Here is a 25790-nt window from a genome sequence, read left to right as displayed (position 1 = left end):
CGCGTGAATTTTCAGGCCGCAGACTTATTCCGCTTCAACCCGATCAGCGTTGGAAACACAAACAGCGACTGCCCCAATCCACGATTCGTCACCTGCCACACCGCCACCGAACACAGCGAACAGATGCCAACAATCGCCAGCGGATAGAAACAGGCCCACAGAATGGAGAACCATGCTTGCTCAAACAGGTGATGGCGCTGGGCGAACAGAATCGCCGACATACCGAAGAACTCAATGAAGATGCGGTGAATCACGTAAATTTGCAGCGTGTTGCGCCCAACCCAATTCAAGTAACTCATCTTGAAACGCGCGTTCAACCAGCGACACGCCGCCACGCTACCCAGCACCGCAAGGATGCACAGGAACAGGCTCTTATCCAGACCAAAGATGATATGCAGGCCCGAGACCGCCGCCAATATCGCCCACGGCACAATGTTGTCACGACGCCATTCACTGAGGCGCAGCATCATCGGGCTCCAGAATGCCCCCAGCAGGAAGAACAGGAAATACTGCGCCACGCTTTGTGGCCCCCAATACGGAATGATCTTCTCCACCGCCAGATAGTTGAGCGCAATCGCCACCACCAGCAACGCCACTTTCTGCTGTTTAAAGATCTTGGCGCACAGGAAATAGAGCGCCAGGCCGTAGAGATACCACGAGGTGCTCATGGCGAGGAATGTCAGCTTTAAGAACTCCAGCAGCGAACCGGCATACGCCGCGTTGAGGTTCTGTGAAATACGCTGCCCGGTGATCTCGGTGGAGATGCCAACAATCGACCACCACTGAATAAAGCCCCACAAAATATAGAGATAAAACAGGTTGGTGATGCGACTGGTAAACACCTGTTTCCACGGCCGATTTAAAATACCGTTAGTGGCTAATAAGCCCGAAACAAAGAAAAACGCCGGCATACGCAGCGGCGATAATACGGTATTAAACTGCACCCATATTTCTGCCGGGATCCAACCTGCCGTCAATAATTTCACCGTGCCTTCGAATCCAGGTAATACGGTGTGATACAACACCACCAGTAATATGCAGGCTCCCTTGAGGGTATTTATCCATGCGATATCTTCTTTCCTGGCGTTATTCATATGATGACTCCCGCTGCTGTTGCTGTGTAGGTCTTAAAGAAGAAGGATGAGGAAATAAGCGTTGTAGCATTTATGATTATTAAACGATTATTCAACAGGCAGGGCGGGCATGATGTAGCGAAAGTCCTAAATGTTTTTTTGTGGTCCTGTTATAACAATACTTTACACATCCAGACAAAAATAGAACCCTGAGCAGGCTAAGGAAATTTGTCTTAATTTGAGTCACTAAAAGATGATTAAGTAAAATAAGTGTGATCGTTGTCGCGCAAGTAAATTAAGAACAATCCACCCTTTCTTATGCCAGATTAAATTCAAATTCTAAATGTGGATTTATTTAATGTGGCAAATGGATAAGCAGCGATATTAGCGTTGTGCTAAGCGATTTATTACCGCGCATTCCGTAGCGGCGTGATTTATCGCGCAATGAATTGCGCCGCTACGGAATGTGCGGCGCGTGATCAACAAAGTTATTGCAGCGGTGCGCTTTTGCTTTCGAGCGCAGGTTTGCGCAGCAGGCGCGGATAGAGAAACAGCATGCGGCCCGGACCACGGTTGAGCAGCGTCCACACCAACAACGAAATACTGGTACACAACGCAACGCCGATAATTGGCATCAGTAGCGCCCATGCCCAGCTAAAGAGGGTATGGTCAAACCAACCATAATGCACCGCCAGCACAATCGCACTCAGCCCCAGCAGCTCAATAAAGATGCGGTGCAGCACGTAGATTTGCAGCGTGTTACGGCCAATCCAGTTGAGCCACGCCATATTGAAATGTTCATTGAGCAAGCGGCACAGCACAATGCCAAACACGATGGTCAGCAAGCTATAGAACGGATTCTTATAGATGCCGCCGACATGGTGCAGCAGGCCAATCAGCGCAATGCCGCCCAGCATCAACCAGTGCTGACGCTTCAGTTCGCTCAACTCGATCAACGCCTGGCTGAAGAACACGCCGAGCAGGAAATAGAGATAGTTCTGCGCCACGCTGGCGGGTCCCCAGCCGGGAATCAGGCTAAACTGCGCGGCGTAAGTCGCGACAATCGCCAGCGCCATCAAGGCCATCTTCTGTTTGTGGAACAGCTTGGTGAACAGGAAGAATCCGGCCAGCGCGTAGAGATACCAGAGGCTGGTCATTGAGGTCATCAGCAGCTTAACGAACTCAAACGGCGTGTCCGCATAGGCGGCGTTTTTAGTGCTGGAGAGCCGCTCCCCGAGATGGGTGGAGATGTAGTGAATGCTCAGCCACTGAATGACGCCCCACAGCAGGTAGAGATAGACGATGTTGCTGAACTTCTTGGTGAACACCTCTTTCCAGCTCTTTTTGGTGATTGAACTGGCAGCCAGCAAACCGGAGACAAAAAAGAAGGCCGGCATGCGCAGCGGCGACAGATAGGTGTTAAACGCCACCCACCAGTGCGCTGGCATCAGCCCAGCCGTGAGATGATGCAGCGAAGGCGCGAACGTGGTGATGATGGAGTGGTGTAATACCACCATCAAAATGCAGCCCCCTTTGAGCGTGTTGATCCACAGGACCTCTTTCCTGGCAGTTGTCATTGCTATGTCCTAATTGCGCCATGAATTTGTAAAGAATTATTTATATTTACAAAGATGTCTCAATCGGGACTTTCCTAATAAGAAATCACCCTAAGTCGCGCAGGATGCTGCTGAAATTTAAACGTTAAAATTCATAAAGTTATTAAAGTCAGATAAATTAACTTTAGGAAAATACTGAGAAGAAAAATACCGGGAGAGAGAAGAAAAGCGTCGCCCTTATCAGGCGACGCTGAAGATTATTGGTTAAGAAACTTGTCGAGAAATTGCCGGGTACGTGCCTGTTGAGGATTGCTGAACAGCGCTTTTGCTGCGCCCTGCTCCACGATGCGTCCCTGATCCATAAAGATGGCGCGATCCGCGACGTCGCGCGCAAAGCTCATCTCATGGGTGACGATCACCATGGTGCGTTTCTCCTGCGCCAGCGCGCGAATGGTGTTGAGCACCTCGCCCACCAGCTCAGGATCAAGCGCCGAGGTCGGCTCATCAAACAGAATCACTTCCGGACGCATCGCCAGCGCGCGAGCAATCGCCACACGCTGCTGCTGTCCGCCGGAGAGACGACGTGGAAAACTCTCTTCCTTGCCGTGCAATCCCACTTTCTCCAGCAAACTGCGCGCACGTGCGATGGCTTCCGCCTTCGGCTCGCCCTTGACGATCACCGGCCCTTCAATGATGTTCTCCAGCACCGAGCGGTGCGGGAACAGATTGAAGTTCTGGAACACAAAGCCAACCTGCTGACGCAACTGGCGCACCAGCTGCTTCTGCTTGTTGAGTCCGAGCGCCGCATCAATGGCAATATCGCCAACTTTGATACGTCCGCTTTCCGGCACTTCCAGCAAATTGATACTGCGCAGCAGCGTGGTTTTACCGGAGCCGCTTGGCCCGATAATGGCCACCACTTCGCCTGGTGCCACGTCGAGATCGATGCCGTGCAGCACCGTCTGGCCGTGAAACTGCTTCACCAGCTGACGGACTTCAATTGCACTCATTTGCCCTCCCGATCCTGTCGATTCACATGCGCTTCCAGGCGATTTTGCAACGCCGACAGCACGGTCGCCATCACCCAGTAAATCAGCGAGGCCGCCAGATACATGGTGAACACTTCCAGCGTACGTGAGGTGATCAGCTGCGCCTGACGGAACAGCTCCGGCACCTGAATGGTGGCGGCCAGCGAGGTATCTTTCACCAGGCTGATAAAGCTGTTGCCCAGCGGCGGCAGCGCAGTGCGCGCGGCCTGCGGCAGGATCACGCGACGCAGCGTTTGCCAAGGCGTCATGCCGATGCTGGCAGCGGCTTCCCACTGCCCGCGCTCAATCGCGGCAATCGCACCACGCAGCGATTCAGAGGCGTAAGCGGCGGTATTCAGCGACAGACCTATCATCGCCGACGGAATCGGATCCAGCTCGATACCAAACTGCGGCAGTCCGTAATAGATCATAAACAGTTGGGCGATGAGCGGCGTGCCACGGAAAATCGACACGTAGATGCGTGCCAGCCAGTTGATCGGCCAGAAGTGTGACAGGCGCATCAACGCCAGCACGAAGCCGAGTATCAGGCCGAAGAACATCCCGCCGATACTCAGCTGCAGCGTGAACAGCGCGCCTTTCAGTAAAAATGGTGCTGAATCCAGCACCAGTTGTAAGCTTTCCTGCATTATTTAGTGACGTCCGCGCCGAACCATTTTTCAGACAGTTTGCTCAGCGAGCCATCTTTCTGCATGTCCGCGATGGCGGAGTCGATCGCTTTCAGCAGATCGTCATTGCCTTTACGCAGCGCCACGCCCGATTCCAGGCGGGAGAAGGCCGGGCCCGCTACCGCCATGGTGTCGCCGGTTTTCTTCACCAGATCCAGCGCCGCCAGGCGGTCAACCAGAATGGCGTCTAAACGGCCTGAACGCAGATCCTGATACTTGGTTGGGTCATCATCATAGGTACGCACATCGGCTTTCGGCACATTATCCTTCAGCCACTGTTCGTAGTTGGAACCGAGACCGACGCCGACTTTCTTGCCGGCCAGATCGTCTGGCTTGGTGACGGTCGCTGCGTTTTTCTTCAGCGTCAGCGCCTGCACGCCAGAAATGGTGTACGGCGTAGAGAAGTCATACTTTTTCTTACGCTCTGGCGAGATGGTGACCTGATTGATCACCACGTCGATGCGTTTGGAATCCAGCGACGCCAGCATGCCGTCCCATTTGGTCGGACGCAGATCGGCTTTCACGCCAAGGTGTTGAGCCAGCGCCTGCGCGAACTCCACTTCGAAGCCGGTCAACTGGCCTTTTTCATCCTGGAAACTGAACGGCGGATAAGTGCCTTCCAGACCGACGCGTAGCTCGCCTTTACTCTTTACTTTTGCCAGCAAATCTTCAGCGGCAAAGGATTTAACGTTAACGCCCGCAACCAGCGCGACCGCCATCATGCCCATCACCATTTGGCGACGAATTGGAGAGAAAGTCATGTTTACCCCATTTATTGTGATGTGTTGTTGTGTGCTTTGTCAGGCCGCCCTCGACGGCGACCGTTTGAATAACCGCTGGATTATAAACCGTTTTTACGTTCTGTCTCAGACCGAAGGGTGATAAGCAAATAACGCCGGCGATCCCCCGGTATGAACGAACAGCAGCGGACCTTCACGACGGAAGCGATTTTGCGCAATGCCATCGATTAATCCCGCCATCGCTTTGCCGGTGTAGACCGGATCGAGCATGATGCCTTCCAGTCGCGCCAGCAGTTTCACCGCCGCCATGCCCTCATCGTTTGGCTCGCCGTAACGCGGCGCGAAGTAATCATCCCACAAGGTGATCGGCGCTTTGGCCTGCACTTCCAGCTGCTCAGCCAGCGCGCTGCGAATGCGCTCCACCACCGGCAACTGCGCCTCAACTTTGCGCGACACGGTAACGCCGACCAATTCGGTTTCGGGCAGCAGCTGTTCCAGACCCACCGCCAGGCCCGCGTGCGTGCCGGCGCTGCCGGAAGCGACCACCACCGCGGCAAAATCCACCACGCCTTCGCTTTGATGCGCAATCTCCTGCGCGCACTCAACGTAGCCGAGCGCACCGAGCGCATTGGAACCTCCGACCGGTACAATATACGGGCGGAATCCCTGCGCTTCGAGGTGTTCGGCCCCAGCGGCCAGCTGTTCAGTGGGATTGTGCAGCGCATCAACCATGACGATTTCCACATCCATCAAATCAAGCATCAGGCGATTGCCGTTGCTGAGGTAGTTTTCTGACGTGGTGCCAATCGGGTTTTCCAGCAGCGCCACGCACTTCAGGCCGAGCTTCGCCGCCACGGCGGCGGTTTGACGCACATGGTTAGATTGAATGGCGCCCGCCGTCAGCAGCACATCCGCGCCCTCGCGCAGCGCATCCGCAGCCAGGAATTCGAGTTTACGCAGTTTGTTACCGCCGAGGGCAACCGGCGTGAAGTCATCGCGCTTAATAAAGATATCGCGACCAAGATAGTCAGAAAGCCGGGGCAAATGCTCAAGCGGCGTAGGTGCACCGAGTAATTCAAGACGGGGAAACTGGTGCAGAAGATGTAAGGACAATGCAGCCTCCATTCGGGCAATGTGCAGTTATCCATACAGTGTTGCAGAAGATGAGAAAAGTCGCACCCGGAATTCACCGCGTGCTGCCCTTGTTGCTGTCATGCTCGACAACAACAAGGGTGGGATCACCCTCAGCCCTGCTGCCAGCCTAAAAACTGGTCATATTTGCGCAGTGCGATGCGGTAATTGTTATTGCCCGCATCAGGCAGATCGTTCTCCAGACATTCATGCCAGCTATTGCCCCGTAAACGATCGGCCGGGAAATTTTTCGCCTTCAGCATGTCATCAAGCCGACGCAAACGTACCACATACTCACGTATGGTACTGTGGCTCATCTCGGTCTGCTCAAACAGGTATTGCTTAAACGCCATAATGTCGAAGTAATTCGGATGGGTATTACAAAATATATCGCTGCAGAAACGACACAAGGCGGTCAATTCTGGCTGGAGTTTCATCCACACCTGATCGTCAATCATTTGGTCCATGCGTGCGATGGCCTCTTTATTGATGATCTGGCCGCGAAAGACTAACGCCATACGATCTAAAACTTTGCCACAGTGTGAACAATTGCTTTGGCTGTGCTTATAGTCTTTAAGATAGCGACTTAACGGTCTGGCTTTAACTTTGGCTCCCATTGCTGAGTCCCCGGTTTTATTGTTTTTTTCGATCGCCAGGAACTGAGACTGTTAGCGCGCCCCCGATAATCGGGCACGCAGGCGTTTGATCGCCTGACTGTGCAGTTGACTGACGCGGGATTCCCCCACTTCCAGCACCGCGCCAATCTCCTTCAGGTTCAGTTCTTCCTGGTAGTACAGTGTGAGCACGAGTTTTTCACGTTCAGGCAAGGCCTCAATCGCTTCAATCACGCGGTCACGTAGGTTTCCTTCCAACAACTGATGAAGCGGGTTGGCTTCCTCATGCCCCTCCGTCACCAGCTCCGCACTGTCGCCGTGTTCTTCCCGATACTCGTCGTAGGAGAAGAGTTGGCTGTTGTTGGTATCGAGCAGAATCTGCCGATACTCCTCCAGCGAAACATTCAGTCGCTCAGCCACTTCCTGCTCAGTAGCCGAGCGCCCCAACGCTTGTTCTACCTGATGCATGGCACCTGCCACTTCGCGCGCATTTCTGCGTACGCTGCGTGGTGCCCAGTCGCGACTGCGCAGCTCATCCAGCATTGCTCCCCGGATACGCTGCACGGCGTAGGTAGTAAAGGCGGTGCCCTGTAGCGCATCGTAGCGCTCCACGGCATTTAATAAGCCAATGCCACCGGCCTGCAGCAGATCGTCAAGCTCAACGCTGGCTGGCAAACGAACCTGCAGGCGCAGCGCTTCATGCCGCACCAGAGGAACGTAGCGCTGCCAGAGCGAATGTTTATCCATCACGCCATCGGCGGTATAGAGATCGTTCACGTTGACTACCCTGCGTTAGTAAAGTTATCGGCATGATTATCCAATTCTGTAGGGGTTTTGATTGGCAGAATAGGCGGGCAAAAGCGAGGTTATTTCAAATTTGTTATGGATGGCGGTGGATCGCACCGCCATCCGCGCGGGCGTTAGCGCAAATTACGCAGTCTTTCCCGCGTGCCAGGCGGCACCGCGTCCCATAATGCGCAAACTTTGCCCTCAAGTGCCTGATAAAAAGGGGTAATCAACGCTTCAGTTTCCAGCGCAGGATTAAACAGCACCTGACCGGTTTCCGCGTTGATGCTTATCATTTTGTTGATAAACAACCGCTGCAGGTCGCTACGCAGGAATAAGCCGTTATCGGCGCTGTTATCCGCCAGAAAGCCCTCTTCGTTCTCTTGCGTGTCGATGTAGCAGGCTTCCACCCACGGCCAGCTGTGACGTTCGGTCAGCTGCGTGCCGGTGATAATGCAGGCGCCGTAGCGCGCTTTTACCGCCGAGGTGAACTCCGCCTGGCTGGAGCGCTGCAGCACTTTAGCTTTCACGCGGCGTCCGACTTCGGTGCCGGGCATCACGCCGCTCGGCACTTTGTATTGCGGCGTGCTCAACACCACCAGAAACTGGATTTTGCGCGACAGCGGGAAGCACGGATGCGCCTGCGCATCGAACAGCTGCCAATACTCATCCTCTTCGGTCTGCCGCATCAGCACCAGCTTAAAGCCCCGGCTGTTGAGCAGATTCTGTGCCGCTGCCGAATTGGGATCGAGCATGGCAAACACCTGGGTTTCGCCGACCACTTTCCAGCGCCCTTCTTTGCGCGCTTCGTCGTTGCGCCGGAAGTAGAGAAACGCCTGCTGGTTTTTCAGGTAATGCTCAAAGCGACGCAGATAATTTTTGCGCTCGTTGTCGTCCGAGACAAACAGCAGATCCTCGATCGGGCTGTTGATCTCCTCCTGCGCGAACAGCGCGCGGATCACCAAATTGCGAAAGCTGGTCGACGGGCTCAGCAACCCGCGTGCGGTAAGCTCTTTCTCGTCGGGATGCTGCTGCGTGTAGCGCAGGGCAATCTCTTCGAAGGTCAGTAGCTCACCCGGTAACAAGTCATAATTGAAGCGCATAGACACCCCAGAAACGGAAAAATGTGGTTCAAAAATTGGAATGATTCTGAGGGGAGTTATCGGCAGATTTGGTGCGGACTGTAACAGGTTGGTTACTTTTTTGAGGAAGTAAGGTCGAAGGATAATCGCGGTTTGCTGAGCTTGATTGATTTGGTTTAAGAAGGGAGAAAATAGCGGATGGATTAAATGGCTTTCACGCACATTTTGACCTTGCGCAATAAATTGCGCCGCTACCGAATGTGCATATGAAATGTTCCGTATTCATAAACTACATAGTGTAGTAGCGGCACGATTTATCGCGCGGTTTGGACTTTCGCTGAAATAATCGATTCGTTGCTCGCCGTTAATTCAGCAAACACAATAGTGACAAATCATCATTCATTTTGAATTCATCAATGCGCTGGAAAAATATATCCATGATGGCTTTATTGTGTTTCGTGACCGCGTGGAAGCTATAGATGATATTGATAATATCCTGCTCATCCGGTTCACTCCGGTCCAGCACGCTGAGGGCGATCATCGCACGTAGCAGTCGCCACTCGGCAGTTAATAAATAGAGGCAGGCCAGCGGCGTGCGTGATGCGTAACCGGGAAATGCATCATTATAAATACGGTATTGCAGATAGTTATTGATGACCCACGGACGTTGCGCCAGCCAAGGCTCGACGCGCTGCTGCCAAAGCTGGTCAAGCTCGGCGAGTTTGACGGCTTTCATCTCTTTACTGGTGATATCAGCCTGGAAATGGTGCAGCGGATCAATATAGCGACCCAAGGTATTGCGTCCGCGTGCTGCGCTGCGCTGACGAATGAAACTTTGTAAATGCAGCATGAGCGCCCACTGCAATTCCACATTGGGTTGCAATGACTGCATATTATTTTCGGTGGCATGGCTTTCTAAGCCCTGCAACAGCGAAACAAAAACATGTTCCAAACGGGCAAAGTTATCTGGGGCGCCTGCCGGTAATTTATCCAGCATTAAAAACAGCATTGCCACACTATAAAGTCCCTGCTCAATACGAATGTCACTCTGTCTCATCAATGTGGCGCACATCAGATTGAGCAGTTTCTTCTCATCTTTTATTTCCTGCTCAGAATTGAACTGCTTTTGTAATTCAGTGCGTTGTTGTAATGCCATGCTGTCAAGATCGGTTAATACCAAACGCGCCGCTTCCGGGCAGGAGAGCGTCAGGGTTTTGCTCACTTCGCGTTTGCTGGTGTTCTGCGCGCGGGGATAGGTTGCGCAAGTTGGACTTAGTGCTTTGGCACCTAACTCTTTGTGTACTTTGCACAGCTTCTGCTCATCAATAAAAGCACAGTTGCCTTCATCGTTGAGTTTCATTACGCCCCAATTCGCATGCCCTTTTTTATGGACATTAATATGCTCAGTAGCGATCTGTTTAATTTCAATTTTCTGACTGTTTAAGTATTTGCTAACCGAAGATTTATCCAGATAAATATCCCAGCCGCCGCAACAGTGTTCACGACAGTCGCTGCCGACACACTGAAAGGTGGTGACAAATACAGGTTCAGTGATCGCAATCTCTTTCATTGCTCGGCTCCTGAGAAAAACAAAAAGAAAAAGGCGACATAGCGTCGCCTTTTTGTCACAGTGCTGCGGCTAATTAGCCCTGCAGCAGAGTCAGTGCAGACTGTGGAACCTGGTTCGCTTTAGCCAGTACGTTAGTACCAGCCTGCTGCAGGATCTGTGCACGAGACATGTTTGAAACTTCAGTCGCGTAGTCAGCATCTTGGATACGAGACTGAGCAGCAGACAGGTTGGTAGAGGTGTTGTTCAGGTTAGTGATAGCTGATTCGAAACGGTTCTGAACCGCACCCAGGCCGCTACGTGCTTTGTCAACTAGTGCAATAGCATCATCAATGGTTTTCAGTACAGTAGTGCTTGCCGTTGTCAGGTCGACTGCATCAACACCTAAATCAGTTGTGCCCGCCTTTGCAGCGTTCAAATCCAAGTCGATGGTTTCTGCGTCATTTGCGCCAACCTGAATCTTAACGACGCCAGCAGTTCCAGCGGAACCATCCAGCAATTTGGTGCCGTTGAAAGAGGTCTGGGTTGCAACGCGGTCGATCTCTTCCAAACGTGCTTTCACTTCATCCTGCAGAGAAGACAGGTCAGAGGTGTTATTGGTGCCGTTGTTCGCTTGAACAGCCAGCTCACGAATACGCTGTAAGTTGTTGTTGATTTCGTTCAATGCGCCTTCAGCAGTCTGCGCCATTGAAATACCGTCGTTAGCGTTACGTGCAGCCTGGTTCATACCACGGATGTTTGAAGTCATACGGTTGGCAATCGCCTGACCAGCAGCATCGTCTTTAGCGCTGTTGATACGCAGACCAGAAGACAGACGCTCAATAGCAGTGCCCAAAGAGGACGCTGATTTGTTCAGGTTGTTCTGAGTGGTCAGTGACAGAATATTTGAATTAATAACGCCCATGATTTCAGTCCTTAATAAAGTTTAGGTTTCGTGAGAAGCGCCGTGGCACATCTCGCAGTCAAAAAGGGTATCGGCACGGTTTTTGGTAGCTTTAGAAAAAAAGTAAAAAAATCATCTTTTCATTCTAAATCAAATGGATAATCACCACGCCATTTCCTCTATACTCTGCTCACCTGCTTAATTAAGGCGATTACGCGATACGCATTTTACCTCAGGCGCACTGTGAATCTTTTATGACTTCTCTTCCTTATATGATCATACGCGTTTATCCCTCACGGCTTAACGGCAGAAACAAACCGTTATCAGGTCGTACCTTTGGCGATTAGAAAATAAAAAGCGGCGTAAACTTCCTGGCTGACTTGCCGATAACAGCAGAACATTAAACTGCCCGAGGGATGTGTCATGGCTGGAATTAGTAACCTGAACGTGGGTGGGGGTCTTGAACTCGGCACCCTGTACACACAGCTGGAAACCGCTGAAAATACCAAACTGACCGCAATCACCACCCAGCAAACGAAAGCGCAGAGTAAAGTCACCGCGTTGGGCCAACTGCAGAGTGCGCTGGCTTCGCTGCAAACGGCCGCTGCCAAATTGAAAAGCGCAGATACTTTCAACGCCACCGCCGTCACCAGTACCAACACCGCATTCAGCGCCACTACCAGCAGCAGCGCGGTAGCCGGCACCTATAGCGTGTCCGTTTCCCAGATCGCCACGGCGCAGAGCCTGATTTCTCAGCCGATCGCCGATGCCACTAATGTTGGTGACAGCAGTGCGACAGGTCGTACCATCACGCTGACCCAAGGGAGCGGCGATCCCGTCACCATTAAGCTTGACGATGGTCAACTGTCATTGAGCGGCGTCGTTAAAGCGATAAACGCCAGCGGTGCCAATGTGTCTGCCACCACCATTAAAGGAAGCGATGGCAACTTCCGTCTGTTGATTACCTCAAAAGAGACCGGCACCGCGAATGACATCACGTTGAGCGTGAATAACGACTCTACGTTGCAAGGCGTTATCGGTTTCGACAGCGGCAGCGGCACAGGCGCGATGTCCGTGCAAACTGCATCGCAGAACGCGATGTTGAAAGTGAACGGCATTGATGTGGAAAGTGCCAGCAACGTCATCACTGGCGCGCCTGATGGCGTAACCCTGACGCTAAAAGCGGCGACCACGTCTGATGAAAGCTTGGTCGTGGGCAAATCCACTACGGCAGTACAAACTGCGATTACTGACTTCGTCACGGCCTACAACAAAGTGAACTCGGTGATTGCCAGCGTGACCAAATACACCAGCGTAGCCACCGGTGACGATCAGGATACGTCCAACGGTGCGTTAGTGGGTGACAGCACGGTGCGTTCAGTGCAATCACAGCTCAGCAACATGATCACTCAGGTACAAAGCGGCGGCAGCTTCGTGATTTTGGCGCAAATGGGCGTCACCATCGATCCTAGTAAAGGCACTGATGGTTCACTCGGCAACCTGAAAGTAGACAGCACCAAACTGACCGCAGCCTTAACTGACAACCCGCAGGCGGTGACGCAGTTCTTCGTTGGCGACGGCAAAACCACCGGATTGGGCACGCAGATCAATACCAAATTGACCGATATGCTCAGCACATCGGTCGGTAAAGAAGGCCTGATGAAAAACGCCATTGATGGTTTTAACAATCAATTGGATGAGTTGGGCGATCGCTACGAAAAAATGCAAACAACGATTGATGCAACGATGGCGCGCTACAAATCTCAGTTCACAGCGCTCAACACTTTGATCACCCAAATGAACAGTACGTCGAGCTATCTGACACAACAATTCAGCTCAACGTCTTCTTCATCCAGCAGCTAAGGAAAGGTTATGTACAACCAGTCTGGTGCTAACGCCTATGCCCGCGTCGGGCTGGAAAGCTCTGTGATGAGCGCCAGCCAAGAACAGCTGATGACCATGCTGTTTGAAGGGGCGCTCAGCGCATTAATTCGAGCCCGTCTGTTTATGCAGGACGGCAACATCGAAGGTAAAGGTAACGCGCTAGCTAAAGCCGGTAATATCATTGAAAACGGTCTTCGACTGAGTCTACCGAAAGAAGGCAGCGATGAGTTGAGTGATAATTTGATCGCGCTTTACGCCTATATGCAACGCAGAATCGTGCACGCTAATCGTCACAATGATGTTGAAGCAATAGAAGAAGTTGAAACTTTGCTGCGCAACATTGCCGATGCCTGGAAACAGTCATTGGAAATCGCCACAGCAGAAAGAGAAACCGGATGATGAATACTTCACCTATGCTGCAAATGCACTATCAACGCCTGCTGGAGTTGAGCCAATCTTTGCTGCGTTTAGCGCGCAGCGAAAATTGGGATGAATTGTTGACGTTGCACCCCAGCTATTTTGTCGCAGTCAATGAAATTCAACGCATTTCGCTGGAGAACCCGCCAAGCCCGAATGCATTGAGCCAATTACGTCCTCTTTTGAAGCAGTTGCTGGATAATGAAGAAGCGTTGAAGCAATTAGTTATTCAGCGTCAGGGCCAGTTGCAACAGCTGAACAGCAACAATATTCAGCAAAAAACGGTAATGAACGCCTACAGCCAGTTATCGGGTAAAGTGTTGTTGCCGCGAGATGTGTCATAACGTCTCGAAAAGCGTTTTAATGGACTTTACGTGAAAATAAGAGGTCGATCATGCCTCTTAATATCGCCAATAAAAGGGATTTTGACTGCTAAGCTACGTTATACCATTGGAAATCTTTATCAGCAGGAACCCTATCGATGAAATCTAATCAATTGTTAGGATGGTATGAGCAACTGTTATCACAAAGTAACACCATGATCCTGCAAGCTAAAAATGGTCATTGGGAAGATTTAATTGAAAGCGAAATGATCTATCTGCAAAGTGTTGAAGTCATCTTAATGGAACAATTGAACGACGGTTATGCTTCCATAACCCAAAAAAAGATTCACCCGCTGTTGAATAAACTTTTAGCCAATGAAAACGAACTTAAGTGTTTACTTAGCTCTCGCATGGATGAAATACGTTCGCAGCCGTCTGCTGCAACACAATAAGTATGTGTGATTTTAATTATGGAATGTTTTCCTGGGAAATTTGGTTTTAATCAATAAAAAAGGTAAGAGTGCACTTCTTACCCTTTTTTATTTGCGCGCTAGCAAAGTTGATAAGCGCTTACTTTTGCATTACAACCGGGCGCATAATCTCTGGCTCGATATCCTGAATCACCGCCTCATTCGGACGTTTCGCCACTTCTTCCAGCGCCTGCTGGCACTCAACGGTTGGGCGATCCACTTTACGCAGTCTCAATCCATCGTAACGCAGCTCACCGTTCTCCAGCACCAGCGGCATCACGCGCACCTGACGCGTCACGTTAACCCAGTCATCGCCCAGACGCGTTAATTTGCCCGGTTTGGCAATCACGCGCTGCCATTGACGGCAATCCAGCGTGTCGCCTTCGGCACCAATAATCAGGCTGCCCATCGCTTGCTTACTGATCAGCTTGCTTTGCGGCCCCACGGTTTGCCAGTTGCCCTGCAGCTCCAGCGGCGCCGGGGTTTTCACCGCCTGGTCATAATTGCTGATCTGCGCACAGCCACTCAGCGCCAGCGCGGCCACTATCATCCACTTTTTCATTCTCGGTCCCTACACTCGCATCAATGGCGGCTACGTTATAATTTTTCCCGCGGGTTGCGCAAGGTATCTGCTGCGCGCCACATGATTTTCCTCAAGCTGCTCACTTCTGCGCCGATAACTCTTCTGGAGTTAAAAGTGCCTGTAAAAACAATAATGACCGATTACACACTCACCTTCGTTACGGAGAATCCCGTTATGCGATTGACCCTTCGCGCGCGTCTGACATCGATTGTTGGCCTGCTGTGCATTTTACTGATTGTTGCCGCCATCTGGGGAATCATCGGCCTGCGCGCCGCCGATCAACGGGCGCAAAACGCCTACCAGAATGAGCTGTTACCGCTGCAATATTCATCCCGCCTGTATCGCATGGTGCAGGAACAATCCGCGACCCTGTTCGATGCCCTGCGCTACTGGACCGACAGCAGCGAAGTGGAGAAACGTCTGGCGCGCATCGCGCAGTACGGCGAGCAGATCGCCAAAGATCGCCAAACCTGGCAGCAGCTGGCGTTTGATGCGCAAACCAAACCGCTTAGCCAGCAATTCATCACCCATCTCGATGGCTGGCAAACCGCGCTGAAAGATGCCGGTGAACTGCTAAAGGGCGGCAACCCGTCCGGCGCGCTGGTGGTGATTGAAACCCGCCTGCGCAGCGGCAGTCAGCTGCTGCAACAGGACATCGATCAGCTTGATGCGTTAATGCGCCAGCATGCGGAACTCACCTATCAGCAGAGCAACAGCGATTACCAGCTGGCGCGTAACAGCCTGATTATCATATTGCTGGTCGGGCTGAGCGTGGCGCTGGTGTTCGGCTGGCTGCTGATCCGCTCGATCAACCGCTCGATTGCTCAGGCGCGCGAGCTGGCCGAATCAATTGCGGCCGGTGAACTGAACCACGATATTGGCAGCGTTTCACGCGATGAGATGGGCGAACTGATGCAGTCGCTGCTGCGCATGGATGTGCGTCTGGCGGAGATCGTGCGCGACGTGGGCGAAAGCGCCACTGCGCTGAGTGATGCGGCGCGTCAGATGGCCGATGGCAATGACGATCTCTCTGAGCGCACCCATTCGCAGGCTAGCTCGCTGGAACAGACCGCCGCCAGCATGGAGCAAATGACCGCCACGGTGAAACACAACGCCGATAACGCTGCGCAGGCCAACGAACTGGCCACCGACGTACGTCATCAGGCCGAACGTGGCAGCAGCGTGCTGCGTGATGCGGTCAGCGCGATGGAGGAGATCGAATCTTCCAGCAAGCGCATCGCGGATATCAACCGGGTGATCGATGAGATCGCCTTCCAGACCAACCTGCTGGCGCTCAACGCAGCGGTTGAAGCAGCACGCGCCGGTGAACAGGGACGCGGCTTTGCCGTGGTGGCGTCCGAAGTGCGTCAGCTGGCGCAGCGGTCCGCCGGGGCCGCCCACGAGATCAAAGCGTTAATCGATGCCAGCGTGGGTAAAGTGGAAGCCGGCAGTGCGCTGGTGCAGCGTTCCGGCGCAATGCTCAATGACATCAATCAGGGCGTGGCGCGCGTGGTGGACATTGTCGGTGAAATTGCCGTGGCCAGCCGCCAGCAATCCAGCGGTATTGAGCAGGTCAACACCGCAGTAATTCAGATGGATGGCGCGACGCAGCAGAACGCCTCGCTGGTGCAGGAAGCCAGCGCCGCCAGCCAGACCGTTAGCGAACATGCCGGATTGCTGGTGGAGAAGATGGCCTTCTTCCGCCTGCAGCAGCGCTAAGGAGCGGGATGATGCGTAAACTTCTCGCTATGTTGCTGGCCACGCCGCTGCTGAGCCACGCCGCGACCACGCTGAATATCGCCACCATCGCCAACGGCGATATGACCATCATGCAGCAGCTCGCCACGCGCTACGAACAGGAGCATCCTGACGTCAAACTGCAATGGCATGTGATGGACGATGGCGCGCTGCGTCAGGCGGTGTTGTCGGCGATGAACAGCGGCCAGGCACAGTTCGATGTCATCACCGTTGGCACCTATGAAGCGCCGCTGTGGGGTGAAAAAGGCTGGCTGGCGCCGCTCAATAAGCTGCCCGCCGATTACGACAGCGATGATCTCATCGCGCCAGTGCGCAAAGCGCTGTCGTTCCAGCAAACGCTCTACGCCCTGCCGTTCTACGGTGAAAGCAGCATGACCTACTACCGCAAAGACCTGTTTGCGCAGAAAGGGTTAACCATGCCCGATAATCCCGACTGGACCGATATCAAAAACTTCGCCGCCAAACTCACTGACCCGCAGAAAGGCATTTACGGTTTGTGCCTGCGCGGCCAGCCTGGCTGGGGCGATAACGTGGCGTTCATGACCACCATGGCGAATGCCTATGGCGCGCAGTGGTTCGATGAAAACTGGCAGCCGACGCTCAACTCGCCGGAGTGGCGCGAGGCGCTGGGTGATTATTTGCAGGTGGTGAAGCAGAATGGACCCGCGGATACGGTGAAAAACAGTTTCGGCCAGATTCTGCGCCTGACTGCGCAAGGCAAATGTGCCATGTGGATCGACAGTACGGTGGCAGCCGGTTTGCTGGTAAATCCGCAGATCTCTTTAGTCGCCGATAAGCTGGCCTTTGCGCCTGCGCCGGGCGGTATTACGCGTAACGGCTCCAATTGGTTATGGTCGTGGGCGCTGGCGGTACCGGCGAATACGCCGAATCGCGAGGCGGCGATTGCCTTTATTAGCTGGGCGACGTCAAAACAGTATATCCAGCAAGTGGCCGATACCGTCGGCTGGGGCGCGGTGCCGCCGGGTAGCCGCAACTCGACGTATCAGCAGGCGAGCTATCAGCGCCTGGCGCCGTATGCCGCGCAGGTGCGTGCGGCGATTGATTCGGCCACCGTCGAGCAGCCGACGCTCAATCCGGTGCCTTATCAGGGTGTGCAGTACGTGAGTATTCCCGGATTTGATCAGATGGGTAACGCCGTCGGGCAGAATCTGGCGGATATGCTGAGCGGTAAACTGACGCTGGATGAAACGCTGGCGAAGAACCAACAAGATGTGACGCGGATTTATCAGCAGATGCATTGATAGGCTGTGATCACAAGTTGCACATACCGTAGCAGCGCGCTTTATCGCGCAATAAATTGCGCCGCTACGACGCCCATGTTGTGTAAGATCGGAAACTGACAAGGCCACATGCGCGCGTTACACTAGCGCGCAAGTTGATACGCAGGAACACCGAATGAAAACCCCAGAAGAGTATTACGCTCAGGCGCGCACGATGTTTTTCGCCGCTCACCCCGATTTCCAGTCTGCACTGGATGAACTCACCGAAAGCGATGCCCGCCAGGCAAACCTGTCATTAGCGCAGTTACGCGACTGGCATGCAGAACGTATTTATGCCGCATTTTTGCGTCAGAAGAAGCTGGATGGCATGTTGTTTTCCATTCAGCTGGCGGAGCCCGATAAAGCCGTTGCCGCGGATGCCATTGAAAAGTATCTGAAATCTCACGCAGAAGCCTTAGGCATGACGTGGGAAGAGTTCTGCATCAAAAACGAGTTGTAATCGGCCACGTACTGTAACGGCATCAAAGATACATCGCCAACCACACAAAATGTTCAGGAAAAAGTTGTACAAGTTGAGAAAACTTGTATAACTTACTCATCACGACGTCAGTCGTAGATTGTCCTTGAACGAATGGTGCTGTTGCACCGCCTCTGGAAGTGTTGCTGGATTTCCACTTCCAGAGGTAATATTTTTTCTTACCCTTCCCGCTCAATCCCTTTTACTTCGATATAACTTGCCACCGCCAGCAGACGATTGACGTGGGTCAGCAGCAGATCAACATCGGACTGTAAAAATTCCTGCGATGCGCGCGAAGCGGTAACAATCGCCTCCTGCACCGTATCGGAAATAGTCAACGAGTTATTCTCTTTCGCCTGAATCAGCAGCGCGGCAATCAATAACGACTGCGCCTCAACCTGCGCCACCAGCTCTTTTGCTTCCACATCCATTTTTGCCATTTTCAATAAGATATCGATAACCAGTTGGCGCATATTTACCCCTGTTTTTATTTACAGTACTATATCGCACCCGATCCAATAAATGGAACGACCCTGATGTTTGTGGAGTTGATTTACGATAAGCGTAACGTGGCCGGATTACCGGGTGCACGCGAGATGATTTTGCAGGAGTTGGAAAAGCGTGTACAGCGCGTCTTTCCCGATATTGAGGTGCGCGTCAAACCGATGGAGCGTAACGCGATAGATACTGATATGAGTAAGAACGATAAAGCGACAGTTGCGCGGATTGTTGAAGAGATGTTCGATGAGGCAGAAATGTGGCTGGTGGCCGATTAGGCCACCAGTACGCTAGGCGCTTAGCTTTCCTGCTCGGCATGGTTGATGGCGATTTCGAGATCCTGAATCGCCTCATCAATGTCATCCAGCAGCTTACCCTGTTTGTTCAGCAAGGTGTCGAAGCGTCCCGCGTATTCGGTGTCTTTGTACTCACCCGCATCAAACGCCAGCCAGTGGGCAGACAGCGTCTCAGTGTTGGTCTGCGCGTAGTGGCGCATCTCTTTAAGCTGGGAGGTGACATCACGCAAGTATTCAGTTTTGGTTTTTACAGTTTCTGTATCACTCATGCTATCTTCCTTTTCGCTTAATAAGACGATTTAAATAACGCTTGAATGATTAAAGGTAGTGCAAAATATCGAAGCTGCCTTAGGAATAATCGGAAGTGACTAAAACCTGTTAGTAAACAGGGGACATCCCGGTCCCCGATGCTGAGTCGTCAGGCATTACAGATACTTCCTCGCCAGATCAATCAGCTCATCCTTCGCGGCATCGCCCAGCTTGATTACGCCCTGCTCGACAAAGCTAAACGCTCTGACAAAATCCTTCACGCCTTCTGAGAACGCCTGAGTCCCGTCGTGGCTCTGCGCCGTTGCGGCGGCTGGCGGCGCATCGGCTGCAGCGGGAGCAGCGACTTCCGGTTCGCTGGGCGGCGCAACCTCGGCTGGCGCAGGCGTTACCGCCTCAGGCGCGGCAGTGGCCGCCACCTCCGCGGGTGCAGCGGTTATCGCCTCGGGTGCCGTAGCCGGTGCCGGTGCCGCTGCCGGCGCAACTTCAGGTGGTGCTTCTGCTATTACAGCAGGCGTCGCTTCAGGTGCTGCGGTCGCCGTCGGTGCAGCAACGGGCGTGGCGACTTCGTTGGCAAAATCTTCCGCTGGTGACGATGCGATGGTGCTGGTTGGATTGATGACAGTTTGATCGCTCATAATGCTCTCCTTCTTACTGAATAAAGATCGCAGTCGGGCAAGACGGGCTGCAATCCATGGGGTAATTCGCATGATGCCCTCCTTAACGCTTGGGTTGAGGTGACGACTTCTCTCCTTCTGCCGGTTTCCCTTTGTCAGCCGGATTGCTGACCGGGTGCTTCATGGTGCCATCGAGCTTGTTCTGCAGCGCCACCAGCTGGCTGGTAAGCTCCGCCACGCGCGCTTCACGTCGTTCCGATATGGTTCGATATTGCTGTCGAATCTCTTCAACACGCTGATTGGCGCTGTTACTGACGAACAGGAATAGCACCGTCATCGCCACGCACATCAACGACAACATCAGCAAAAAGCCGCCGAAGAACAGTTGGCGCCGATGGTTTTTCACTACGTACTCACTGTTTATCTGCATCATCACGACTCTCCTCCAGAGTGGTAATCAGTTGGTTAACCTGGCTGCGAAACTTATCGCTGTGCTCGGCTTCCGTGGTGGCCAGCAAAATGCTCAGGGCGTTTTTTATCAGCCGCAGATCGGTTTCCAGCGAAGAGATACGCCGCAGGTTTTTGTCATGTCGGATGCGCAATTCATCGTTTTCCTGGCGCATCAAGGCGTGACCTTCTTTGAGCAGCATCACCTGTTCTTTGTAACTGGTGATGATCTCCCCACCGGCACGATTGCTGGTGACGATCGCGGCGATACCCGCCATTAACGGTTTCCAGAACACAGCTGCTGCGCCGCCGCCGAGAAGCAACGCACCTACGCTGGTGACTAAACTACTTTCCATGCTTCACCTCTCACCCCTGGCAAGGGATGTGCCCCATAAGCACGCTGACCACCCTTGCCAGCTTCGCGGTCAACGCCTGAATTTAAGTTTACTTTAACTTATGAATTTAAGTATACTTAAGTCGTTCCTTCAGGAGATGTCAAGATGATGAAAAAAGAATCTTCCGGTGAGCGCATCCGGGCACGACGTAAAGCACTACAGTTGACGCAGCAGGCGCTGGCCAAAATCATTGGGGTGTCGCATGTGGCTGTATCGCAGTGGGAAAAAGAGGAAACCGTACCGCGTGGCGAGAATTTGCTGCGGCTCGCGCAGTGGCTGCAATGCACGGCGGCATGGATTATCGACGGGGATGGCGAAGTATTTGCCACCCACGCCAAAGCCGCACCGGTTGCGGCGGTGCCATTGATTAGCCTGGCGCAAGCGTCAGCGTGGTTGAGCGAAGAACGGTTGTTGCTCAAACAGCAGGCTGCGCACTTTCTCTACAGCGAGAGTCAGTTGAGCGATGGCGCGCTGGCGGTCACGATAGACGATCAGGCGATGCAGCCCGATTACCGGCCCGGTGACAAAGTGATCTTTGATCCTGACGTTCAGCCGCAGCCGGGCGATGTGGTGCTGGCGCTGGTGGATGGCGTGGCACGAGTGCGGATTTATCGCCTGCAAACGCAACAGCAGGATGAGCAGATCTTCACATTGCGCGCGCTGAATGATGATTTTCCGCAGCTGCATTCGGCGGATTCGGCGCTAGAAATTATCGGCACGCTGATGGAATTGCGACGTTACCGAAGCGGCTAGCCGCTTCGCTTAAGCTGTTATAATAAAAAAAGTTTAGCCTGATCGCGGGAAGCTATGGACAGACCCCGCGGTAAGGCTGCTAATCTAGCCGCAAAATAATAAATTATCCGGACAATCTCGATGCTCACCACAATTATTTACCGCAGCCATCTGCACGATCACGTGCCAATCAAAACGCTCGAAGATATGGTTGCTAAAGCCAATAGCAAAAACAAAAACTTCGACGTTACTGGCATCCTGCTGTTCGACGGCCTGCACTTCTTCCAGCTGCTGGAAGGACCGCGCGAGTCCGTTCAGGGCATATACAAGCGTATTTGTCAGGACGCACGCCACCATAATCTGGTGGAGTTAATGCACGACTTCGCGCCTGAACGCCGTTTTGGCAAAGTCGGCATGGAGCTGTTCGATCTGCGCGAGCATGACAAAGACACAGTGCTGCAAGCCGTGCTGGATAAAGGCACCTCGCGTTATCAGCTTACCTACAAAGATCGCGCGCTGCAGTTTTTGCGTACCTTCGTGGTGGCGCGCGACAAAGAGAACTACTTCGAGATCCCGCCAGCTAATACATGGGAATTTGTTCCGGATATTGAATGGCAGAACGATCTGGAGGGTATCGATCAGAGCCTGCAGGATTGCCGCTTTGCTTTTCAACCCATCATCGATCCCTTCGCGCGCCGCGTCACTTCGTTTGAAGCGCTGATCCGCACGCCAAACGGTGGCTCACCCGATGAGTATTTCTCCGCGTTTGGCGGCGAAGCGATTTATCACGCGGATATCAAATCGAAACGTCTGGCCTTTCGCGTGGCGAGCAAACTGGGGATTGGCGAGCATCGTCTGTCGATCAATCTGCTGCCGATGTCACTGGTGACGGTGCCAAACGCGGTGGAATTCCTGCTTACCGAGATCAACGCCAGCGGGCTGGTGCCGCAACAGGTGATCGTCGAAGTGACCGAAAATGAGATCATTTCGCGCTCGGATGAGTTTGCTGCCGAAGTGAGAAAGTTGAAAGCGGCAGGTATCAGCCTGGCGCTGGACGATTTTGGTGCCGGTTTTGCTGGCTTGTCGCTGTTATCAAAATTTCAGCCGGACAAAATCAAAATCGATCGCGAGCTGATCCGCGATGTGCACAAAAGCGGACCGAAGCAGGCGATCATGCACGCCATCATTAAGTGCTGCGCATCGCTGGAGATTACGGTGATTGCCGAAGGTGTCGAGCAAGCTGAAGAGTGGATGTGGCTGGAAGCCGCAGGCATTAGCCAGTTCCAGGGTTTCCTGTTTGCTTATCCGCTGCTGAATGGATTCCCGGCTGTGGCGTGGCCTGAGATTAAATAGTGTTGGTCGCCATGCATGGCGACCCCACCAATCAGTAATACGTTACTTCAATATTGCCATACTGCTTATCAATCACGTTGCCTGCCGCGTCAACGCTAATAATGTCGCAATAATAGGGAACGTCGTGTTTGTATTTGCAGACATTGCTGACGGTTTTAATTTGGTCATTTCGCTTCACCGTGGTGACCACGTCAGAGATCTTTCTCTTATCTTCTGCTCGCACCGCTGTAGCACGCGACACTTCCGTTCCGGCCTGGGTAATACTCAATACCGCCATTTCACCGGCGCTGTTATAAGCGAGGTGAAACGCGGCATCGGAGGCGGGCGATGAGATCTGCTCAACCAAACCCTGTTTGTTATAGGCAATATCCACGGTCATGGTCGGCGTGACTTTCTTCACCATGGCGCAGTTCTTATCCAGCGTCACCACCACGTCCTGACCGTTTTCACTGCCTTTTAATTGGTCGCCATCGCGCGTGACATCAATCACTTCGCCCTGTTTGCGCACCGATTTCACGTGCGTCGGACAGCCGTTGCGGTCGAAATCGACATTCACTTCGAAGATCTGCTGGCCGTCGGCGGTAAACAGCGTTTGATGGGTCGTTTTGACTTTGCCGGGCAGCGCTTCGAATTGATACAGATAGGCAAAATTTTTCATTTGCGGGTAGTAAGTCGCGTCATCCTTGTCACATCCCGTGAGCAGGACAATAGCGATTAAAAACAGCAGGGTTTTCTTCACGTGAGAATCCTCTTCTCAAAATAAGGCAGCGCGTTTGGCGGTGTACTCACTGTGATGCAGCAACCTTCCCGCCTGATATAACACCATTACCGCGCTGGACTATACCCGAAAGAAATACCCGAAAGAAACTAAACCTGCATGCTCATGAAACCAGTTGGTGTAGTTAATACAGTAAGTTGCTATACGGTGCCCTAAGGTTTAGCAATGCATTACCGCAAACTGATTCTTTGCCGCGCGTGGCTTTGAGTTGCTTTGCGGTAATTTTTTGCCCTGTATATGCCCTAACTCTAAATTGTCGGCCTGTCATCCTCATGCATGGTAGTGATTTCATGCGTCACCACTCCCACCACCGCAATATCTTCCAGCAGGTCGTCCATCAGGAATGCGCCATCATCGGTAATGAGTCGTCGAGGATGAATCATGATCATCGCCCACTCATACATACCTGACATATCAATCAGCACAGTGTCACCGTTTACCGGGTAACGCTGCTTATCGATTATGCACCTGCGGCCATTCAGCTCCACTATGCTGGAAGTCTCACGCGTAGACAGGATGTGCTGCAGCGGCTGAAGCAGAAACGTCACTTCGCCACTGGCAGGTCCGACAGTCTGGTGGTGTATGCCGGCGACAACATTTCTCGCTTCATCTCCCAGGATTTCTGGATACCCTGTCCTGCAAACCATAATTTCCCCTTCCCGCTCTGGTTGAGACCGTCAACGACACGCATCAGCGATTCGCTGTTGGCCTGTGGCTTGAATTCATCAAAGAGATTGAGCTGCGAGACGCCTTGGCTGTAAAAGTCACCCAGCATCACGCCTGCTTTCATATACCGGCACCCGTCTCGCCAAATGTGGTCGAGACCCTGCATAGCAACACGGATGATGTCGCGTGTGTCGTTGGACGGCGTTAGCAGCCTGCCCATTGCCTGATTGCCGTAGAACACTTCGCCTTCTGCGTGCGGGCTGGTACGGACGAACACCGCTATCTGTCGGCAATACTGGCGCTCACGCCTCAGCTTCTCCGCCGCGCGTTCTGCGTATGAGCAAACCGCCTGGCGCATATCCATGTACTCGGTGATGCGTGAGCCAAATGAACGGGAGCAGACAATCTGCTGCTTCGTCGGCGCGAACTCTTCCAGCTCAAGACATGGCTCGCCGCGCAACTCACGCACCGTTCTCTCCAGCACAACATTGAAGTGCTTTCGGATGATGTATGTGCTCTGCTCCGACAGGTCTTTGGCGGTGATGATGCCCATCGCGTTCAGCTTCTTGCTGATTCGCCGGCCGACGCCCCAAACATCCTCTACCGGTACCAGCGCCATCAGCTTTTTCTGCCGATCAACATTCGACAGGTCAACGACGCCGCCGGTCTGCTTCCACTTCTTGGCTGCGTGATTGGCAAGCTTGGCCAGCGTCTTGGTCTGGGCAATGCCAACACCGACGGTCAGATGCGTATCTCGCTTGATTCGCTCCCGCACCTCGCGGCCGAAGTCTTCCAGTACACGACAATTTCGAACGCCCGTCAGGTCGAGAAATGCTTCGTCGATGGAGTACACCTCAACCGATGGCGCCATCTGCTCCAGCGTCGTCATCACCCGGTTGCTCATGTCGGCGTACAGCGCATAGTTGCTGCTGAATACGTGAATCTTGTGCCGGCGGATTTCGTCCTTCAGCTTGAAGTAAGGCGCACCCATAGGGATTTTCAGCTCTTTAACTTCCGCGCTGCGGGCGATTACGCAACCGTCGTTGTTGCTGAGCACCAGAACCGGCTTACCGCGCAAATCAGGCCTGAACACCGTCTCGCAGCTGGCGTAAAACGAGTTCACGTCAACGAGCGCAAACATCACATGCCGCCGTTTGGATTGAACACCTGAAACACGCGCTCCTCACCTTCCGATGTCGAAATATCCCGGAAGACAGACTTGTGAGCCTCGATCCAGTTATTCGCCTGCCGTGGCGTGTAATGCCAGTTAAGGCGCTCAAGTTCACTGACAAAGTCGAGTGTGCTTACGGTGTAGCGGCCAGCAGCATCGCGTTTGATAGCGAACCTGAAGGCGTCTTTGATTTCGTAGTCGCGGGGCATGGTCATCTCCCTCCCTGATAGG

Annotated in this window: 31 protein-coding genes; 10 read left to right on the top strand and 21 right to left on the bottom strand. The window is 53.0% G+C overall.

All coding sequences use genetic code 11. The features are described from left to right. Positions 1–11 precede the first annotated feature (11 nt). The 11 genes from PZBJ_RS20640 to PZBJ_RS20590 form a co-directional block, all read right to left on the bottom strand. Positions 12–1094, bottom strand: a complete 1083-nt coding sequence (locus PZBJ_RS20640; RefSeq protein ID WP_101764049.1) for an acyltransferase family protein — start codon at positions 1092–1094, stop codon at positions 12–14. A 467-nt stretch (positions 1095–1561) separates the two neighbouring features. Next, complete coding sequence (locus PZBJ_RS20635; protein WP_101764048.1) at positions 1562–2650, bottom strand: acyltransferase family protein; 1089 nt, start codon at positions 2648–2650, stop codon at positions 1562–1564. A 236-nt stretch (positions 2651–2886) separates the two neighbouring features. Beyond that, positions 2887–3639, bottom strand: a complete 753-nt coding sequence (gene tcyN, locus PZBJ_RS20630; RefSeq protein ID WP_064739083.1) for an L-cystine ABC transporter ATP-binding protein TcyN — start codon at positions 3637–3639, stop codon at positions 2887–2889. Beyond that, positions 3636–4304, bottom strand: a complete 669-nt coding sequence (tcyL, locus tag PZBJ_RS20625; RefSeq protein WP_064739084.1) for a cystine ABC transporter permease — start codon at positions 4302–4304, stop codon at positions 3636–3638. Before tcyL ends, tcyN begins: the two co-directional genes overlap by 4 nt. Further along, positions 4304–5104, bottom strand: a complete 801-nt coding sequence (gene tcyJ / locus PZBJ_RS20620; protein ID WP_101764047.1) for a cystine ABC transporter substrate-binding protein — start codon at positions 5102–5104, stop codon at positions 4304–4306. Before tcyJ ends, tcyL begins: the two co-directional genes overlap by 1 nt. A 105-nt stretch (positions 5105–5209) precedes the next feature. Continuing rightward, positions 5210–6196 carry a D-cysteine desulfhydrase gene (locus PZBJ_RS20615; protein WP_101764046.1) on the bottom strand — a complete coding sequence of 329 codons (987 nt, stop codon included), beginning with the start codon at positions 6194–6196 and terminating at the stop codon, positions 5210–5212. 131 nt (positions 6197–6327) lie between these two features. Beyond that, entirely contained in the window at positions 6328–6831 is a 504-nt protein-coding gene (gene fliZ, locus PZBJ_RS20610; RefSeq protein WP_007891377.1) for a flagella biosynthesis regulatory protein FliZ, read from the bottom strand. A 51-nt stretch (positions 6832–6882) separates the two neighbouring features. Beyond that, on the bottom strand, positions 6883–7605 hold the full coding sequence (locus PZBJ_RS20605; RefSeq protein ID WP_007891379.1) for an RNA polymerase sigma factor FliA: 723 nt from the start codon (positions 7603–7605) through the stop codon (positions 6883–6885). A gap of 143 nt (positions 7606–7748) precedes the next feature. After that, positions 7749–8717: an HNH endonuclease signature motif containing protein gene (locus tag PZBJ_RS20600; protein WP_101764045.1), complete on the bottom strand. Its 969-nt coding sequence runs from the start codon at positions 8715–8717 to the stop codon at positions 7749–7751. Between the two features lie 343 nt (positions 8718–9060). Next, entirely contained in the window at positions 9061–10266 is a 1206-nt protein-coding gene (gene fliB / locus PZBJ_RS20595) for a flagellin lysine-N-methylase (RefSeq protein WP_101764044.1), read from the bottom strand. Positions 10267–10339: 73 nt separating this feature from the next. Next, entirely contained in the window at positions 10340–11167 is an 828-nt protein-coding gene (locus tag PZBJ_RS20590) for a flagellin N-terminal helical domain-containing protein (protein ID WP_101764043.1), read from the bottom strand. Between the two features lie 402 nt (positions 11168–11569). On the opposite strand from PZBJ_RS20590, the gene fliD reads away from it, so the two are divergent. From fliD to fliT (PZBJ_RS20570), 4 genes are all read left to right on the top strand, one after another. After that, positions 11570–13009 (top strand): flagellar filament capping protein FliD, encoded by a 1440-nt coding sequence (gene fliD / locus PZBJ_RS20585; protein WP_101764042.1) that lies wholly within the window; start codon positions 11570–11572, stop codon positions 13007–13009. A 9-nt stretch (positions 13010–13018) separates the two neighbouring features. Then, positions 13019–13429: a flagellar export chaperone FliS gene (gene fliS, locus PZBJ_RS20580; protein WP_101764041.1), complete on the top strand. Its 411-nt coding sequence runs from the start codon at positions 13019–13021 to the stop codon at positions 13427–13429. After that, positions 13426–13791, top strand: a complete 366-nt coding sequence (gene fliT / locus PZBJ_RS20575) for a flagellar protein FliT (RefSeq protein WP_101764040.1) — start codon at positions 13426–13428, stop codon at positions 13789–13791. Before fliS ends, fliT (PZBJ_RS20575) begins: the two co-directional genes overlap by 4 nt. Before the next feature lie 137 nt (positions 13792–13928). Beyond that, on the top strand, positions 13929–14222 hold the full coding sequence (gene fliT / locus PZBJ_RS20570; protein ID WP_101764039.1) for a flagellar protein FliT: 294 nt from the start codon (positions 13929–13931) through the stop codon (positions 14220–14222). Positions 14223–14340: 118 nt separating this feature from the next. Here the strand turns inward: fliT (PZBJ_RS20570) and yedD are convergent, their stop codons facing one another. Further along, on the bottom strand, positions 14341–14802 hold the full coding sequence (yedD, locus tag PZBJ_RS20565) for a lipoprotein YedD (RefSeq protein WP_101764038.1): 462 nt from the start codon (positions 14800–14802) through the stop codon (positions 14341–14343). Positions 14803–14997: 195 nt separating this feature from the next. On the opposite strand from yedD, the gene PZBJ_RS20560 reads away from it, so the two are divergent. The 3 genes from PZBJ_RS20560 (at position 14998) to PZBJ_RS20550 (ending at position 18321) form a co-directional block, all read left to right on the top strand. Continuing rightward, complete coding sequence (locus PZBJ_RS20560; RefSeq protein WP_101764071.1) at positions 14998–16542, top strand: methyl-accepting chemotaxis protein; 1545 nt, start codon at positions 14998–15000, stop codon at positions 16540–16542. Between the two features lie 8 nt (positions 16543–16550). Further along, on the top strand, positions 16551–17843 hold the full coding sequence (locus tag PZBJ_RS20555; protein WP_240632927.1) for an ABC transporter substrate-binding protein: 1293 nt from the start codon (positions 16551–16553) through the stop codon (positions 17841–17843). A 154-nt stretch (positions 17844–17997) separates the two neighbouring features. Next, positions 17998–18321, top strand: a complete 324-nt coding sequence (locus PZBJ_RS20550; RefSeq protein ID WP_101764036.1) for a DUF6388 family protein — start codon at positions 17998–18000, stop codon at positions 18319–18321. A 197-nt stretch (positions 18322–18518) separates the two neighbouring features. Here PZBJ_RS20550 and iraP read toward each other — a convergent pair whose 3' ends face one another. Then, entirely contained in the window at positions 18519–18812 is a 294-nt protein-coding gene (gene iraP / locus PZBJ_RS20545) for an anti-adapter protein IraP (RefSeq protein ID WP_061717593.1), read from the bottom strand. 63 nt (positions 18813–18875) lie between these two features. On the opposite strand from iraP, the gene PZBJ_RS20540 reads away from it, so the two are divergent. Further along, positions 18876–19115 carry a DinI-like family protein gene (locus PZBJ_RS20540; RefSeq protein WP_101764035.1) on the top strand — a complete coding sequence of 80 codons (240 nt, stop codon included), beginning with the start codon at positions 18876–18878 and terminating at the stop codon, positions 19113–19115. 20 nt (positions 19116–19135) lie between these two features. Here PZBJ_RS20540 and PZBJ_RS20535 read toward each other — a convergent pair whose 3' ends face one another. The 4 genes from PZBJ_RS20535 to PZBJ_RS20520 all read right to left on the bottom strand — a co-directional run bounded on the left by PZBJ_RS20535 (position 19136) and on the right by PZBJ_RS20520 (position 20820). After that, a complete protein-coding gene (locus PZBJ_RS20535) occupies positions 19136–19402 on the bottom strand; it encodes a hypothetical protein (protein ID WP_101764034.1) in 267 nt (88 codons plus the stop codon). A gap of 156 nt (positions 19403–19558) precedes the next feature. Further along, positions 19559–20038, bottom strand: coding sequence for a hypothetical protein (locus PZBJ_RS20530; RefSeq protein ID WP_101764033.1), 480 nt, complete (start codon positions 20036–20038; stop codon positions 19559–19561). 82 nt (positions 20039–20120) lie between these two features. Further along, positions 20121–20450 (bottom strand): hypothetical protein, encoded by a 330-nt coding sequence (locus PZBJ_RS20525; protein ID WP_167391206.1) that lies wholly within the window; start codon positions 20448–20450, stop codon positions 20121–20123. Further along, complete coding sequence (locus PZBJ_RS20520; RefSeq protein ID WP_007891426.1) at positions 20431–20820, bottom strand: hypothetical protein; 390 nt, start codon at positions 20818–20820, stop codon at positions 20431–20433. The genes PZBJ_RS20525 and PZBJ_RS20520 overlap by 20 nt, the downstream gene beginning before the upstream one ends. 144 nt (positions 20821–20964) lie before the next feature. On the opposite strand from PZBJ_RS20520, the gene PZBJ_RS20515 reads away from it, so the two are divergent. Together PZBJ_RS20515 and PZBJ_RS20510 are read left to right on the top strand one after the other, a co-directional pair. After that, positions 20965–21612 carry a helix-turn-helix domain-containing protein gene (locus PZBJ_RS20515; RefSeq protein ID WP_101764032.1) on the top strand — a complete coding sequence of 216 codons (648 nt, stop codon included), beginning with the start codon at positions 20965–20967 and terminating at the stop codon, positions 21610–21612. Positions 21613–21732: 120 nt separating this feature from the next. Continuing rightward, entirely contained in the window at positions 21733–22944 is a 1212-nt protein-coding gene (locus tag PZBJ_RS20510; RefSeq protein WP_101764031.1) for a diguanylate phosphodiesterase, read from the top strand. A 31-nt stretch (positions 22945–22975) separates the two neighbouring features. Here the strand turns inward: PZBJ_RS20510 and PZBJ_RS20505 are convergent, their stop codons facing one another. The 4 genes from PZBJ_RS20505 to PZBJ_RS20490 all read right to left on the bottom strand — a co-directional run bounded on the left by PZBJ_RS20505 (position 22976) and on the right by PZBJ_RS20490 (position 25768). Beyond that, on the bottom strand, positions 22976–23683 hold the full coding sequence (locus PZBJ_RS20505) for a YnfC family lipoprotein (protein WP_101764030.1): 708 nt from the start codon (positions 23681–23683) through the stop codon (positions 22976–22978). Between the two features lie 287 nt (positions 23684–23970). Further along, a complete protein-coding gene (locus PZBJ_RS20500; RefSeq protein ID WP_101764029.1) occupies positions 23971–24270 on the bottom strand; it encodes a hypothetical protein in 300 nt (99 codons plus the stop codon). Next, positions 24267–25529 (bottom strand): translesion error-prone DNA polymerase V subunit UmuC, encoded by a 1263-nt coding sequence (gene umuC / locus PZBJ_RS20495; RefSeq protein WP_101764028.1) that lies wholly within the window; start codon positions 25527–25529, stop codon positions 24267–24269. Before umuC ends, PZBJ_RS20500 begins: the two co-directional genes overlap by 4 nt. Further along, positions 25529–25768: a DNA polymerase V gene (locus PZBJ_RS20490; RefSeq protein WP_101764027.1), complete on the bottom strand. Its 240-nt coding sequence runs from the start codon at positions 25766–25768 to the stop codon at positions 25529–25531. Before PZBJ_RS20490 ends, umuC begins: the two co-directional genes overlap by 1 nt. Between the last annotated feature and the right edge of the window lie 22 nt (positions 25769–25790).

It is taken from the genome of Pantoea endophytica (assembly GCF_002858935.1).
Taxonomy (GTDB): domain Bacteria; phylum Pseudomonadota; class Gammaproteobacteria; order Enterobacterales; family Enterobacteriaceae; genus Pantoea; species Pantoea leporis.
The sequence above is the reverse complement of the archived record's forward strand: the minus strand, read 5'-3'. Positions and strand labels throughout refer to the sequence as shown.

What these genes read in the sequence shown, in the direction of transcription:
- PZBJ_RS20640 (WP_101764049.1), bottom strand. Translation starts at nt 1,094, where the DNA reads ATGAATAACGCCAGGAAAGAAGATATCGCATGGATAAATACCCTCAAG.
- PZBJ_RS20635 (WP_101764048.1), bottom strand. Translation starts at nt 2,650, where the DNA reads ATGACAACTGCCAGGAAAGAGGTCCTGTGGATCAACACGCTCAAAGGG.
- tcyN (WP_064739083.1), bottom strand. Translation starts at nt 3,639, where the DNA reads ATGAGTGCAATTGAAGTCCGTCAGCTGGTGAAGCAGTTTCACGGCCAG.
- tcyL (WP_064739084.1), bottom strand. Translation starts at nt 4,304, where the DNA reads ATGCAGGAAAGCTTACAACTGGTGCTGGATTCAGCACCATTTTTACTG.
- tcyJ (WP_101764047.1), bottom strand. Translation starts at nt 5,104, where the DNA reads ATGACTTTCTCTCCAATTCGTCGCCAAATGGTGATGGGCATGATGGCG.
- fliZ (WP_007891377.1), bottom strand. Translation starts at nt 6,831, where the DNA reads ATGGGAGCCAAAGTTAAAGCCAGACCGTTAAGTCGCTATCTTAAAGAC.
- PZBJ_RS20600 (WP_101764045.1), bottom strand. Translation starts at nt 8,717, where the DNA reads ATGCGCTTCAATTATGACTTGTTACCGGGTGAGCTACTGACCTTCGAA.
- fliB (WP_101764044.1), bottom strand. Translation starts at nt 10,266, where the DNA reads ATGAAAGAGATTGCGATCACTGAACCTGTATTTGTCACCACCTTTCAG.
- PZBJ_RS20590 (WP_101764043.1), bottom strand. Translation starts at nt 11,167, where the DNA reads ATGGGCGTTATTAATTCAAATATTCTGTCACTGACCACTCAGAACAAC.
- fliD (WP_101764042.1), top strand. Translation starts at nt 11,570, where the DNA reads ATGGCTGGAATTAGTAACCTGAACGTGGGTGGGGGTCTTGAACTCGGC.
- fliS (WP_101764041.1), top strand. Translation starts at nt 13,019, where the DNA reads ATGTACAACCAGTCTGGTGCTAACGCCTATGCCCGCGTCGGGCTGGAA.
- fliT (WP_101764040.1), top strand. Translation starts at nt 13,426, where the DNA reads ATGATGAATACTTCACCTATGCTGCAAATGCACTATCAACGCCTGCTG.
- fliT (WP_101764039.1), top strand. Translation starts at nt 13,929, where the DNA reads ATGAAATCTAATCAATTGTTAGGATGGTATGAGCAACTGTTATCACAA.
- yedD (WP_101764038.1), bottom strand. Translation starts at nt 14,802, where the DNA reads ATGAAAAAGTGGATGATAGTGGCCGCGCTGGCGCTGAGTGGCTGTGCG.
- PZBJ_RS20560 (WP_101764071.1), top strand. Translation starts at nt 14,998, where the DNA reads ATGCGATTGACCCTTCGCGCGCGTCTGACATCGATTGTTGGCCTGCTG.
- PZBJ_RS20555 (WP_240632927.1), top strand. Translation starts at nt 16,551, where the DNA reads ATGATGCGTAAACTTCTCGCTATGTTGCTGGCCACGCCGCTGCTGAGC.
- PZBJ_RS20550 (WP_101764036.1), top strand. Translation starts at nt 17,998, where the DNA reads ATGAAAACCCCAGAAGAGTATTACGCTCAGGCGCGCACGATGTTTTTC.
- iraP (WP_061717593.1), bottom strand. Translation starts at nt 18,812, where the DNA reads ATGCGCCAACTGGTTATCGATATCTTATTGAAAATGGCAAAAATGGAT.
- PZBJ_RS20540 (WP_101764035.1), top strand. Translation starts at nt 18,876, where the DNA reads ATGTTTGTGGAGTTGATTTACGATAAGCGTAACGTGGCCGGATTACCG.
- PZBJ_RS20535 (WP_101764034.1), bottom strand. Translation starts at nt 19,402, where the DNA reads ATGAGTGATACAGAAACTGTAAAAACCAAAACTGAATACTTGCGTGAT.
- PZBJ_RS20530 (WP_101764033.1), bottom strand. Translation starts at nt 20,038, where the DNA reads ATGAGCGATCAAACTGTCATCAATCCAACCAGCACCATCGCATCGTCA.
- PZBJ_RS20525 (WP_167391206.1), bottom strand. Translation starts at nt 20,450, where the DNA reads ATGATGCAGATAAACAGTGAGTACGTAGTGAAAAACCATCGGCGCCAA.
- PZBJ_RS20520 (WP_007891426.1), bottom strand. Translation starts at nt 20,820, where the DNA reads ATGGAAAGTAGTTTAGTCACCAGCGTAGGTGCGTTGCTTCTCGGCGGC.
- PZBJ_RS20515 (WP_101764032.1), top strand. Translation starts at nt 20,965, where the DNA reads ATGATGAAAAAAGAATCTTCCGGTGAGCGCATCCGGGCACGACGTAAA.
- PZBJ_RS20510 (WP_101764031.1), top strand. Translation starts at nt 21,733, where the DNA reads ATGCTCACCACAATTATTTACCGCAGCCATCTGCACGATCACGTGCCA.
- umuC (WP_101764028.1), bottom strand. Translation starts at nt 25,529, where the DNA reads ATGTTTGCGCTCGTTGACGTGAACTCGTTTTACGCCAGCTGCGAGACG.
- PZBJ_RS20490 (WP_101764027.1), bottom strand. Translation starts at nt 25,768, where the DNA reads ATGCCCCGCGACTACGAAATCAAAGACGCCTTCAGGTTCGCTATCAAA.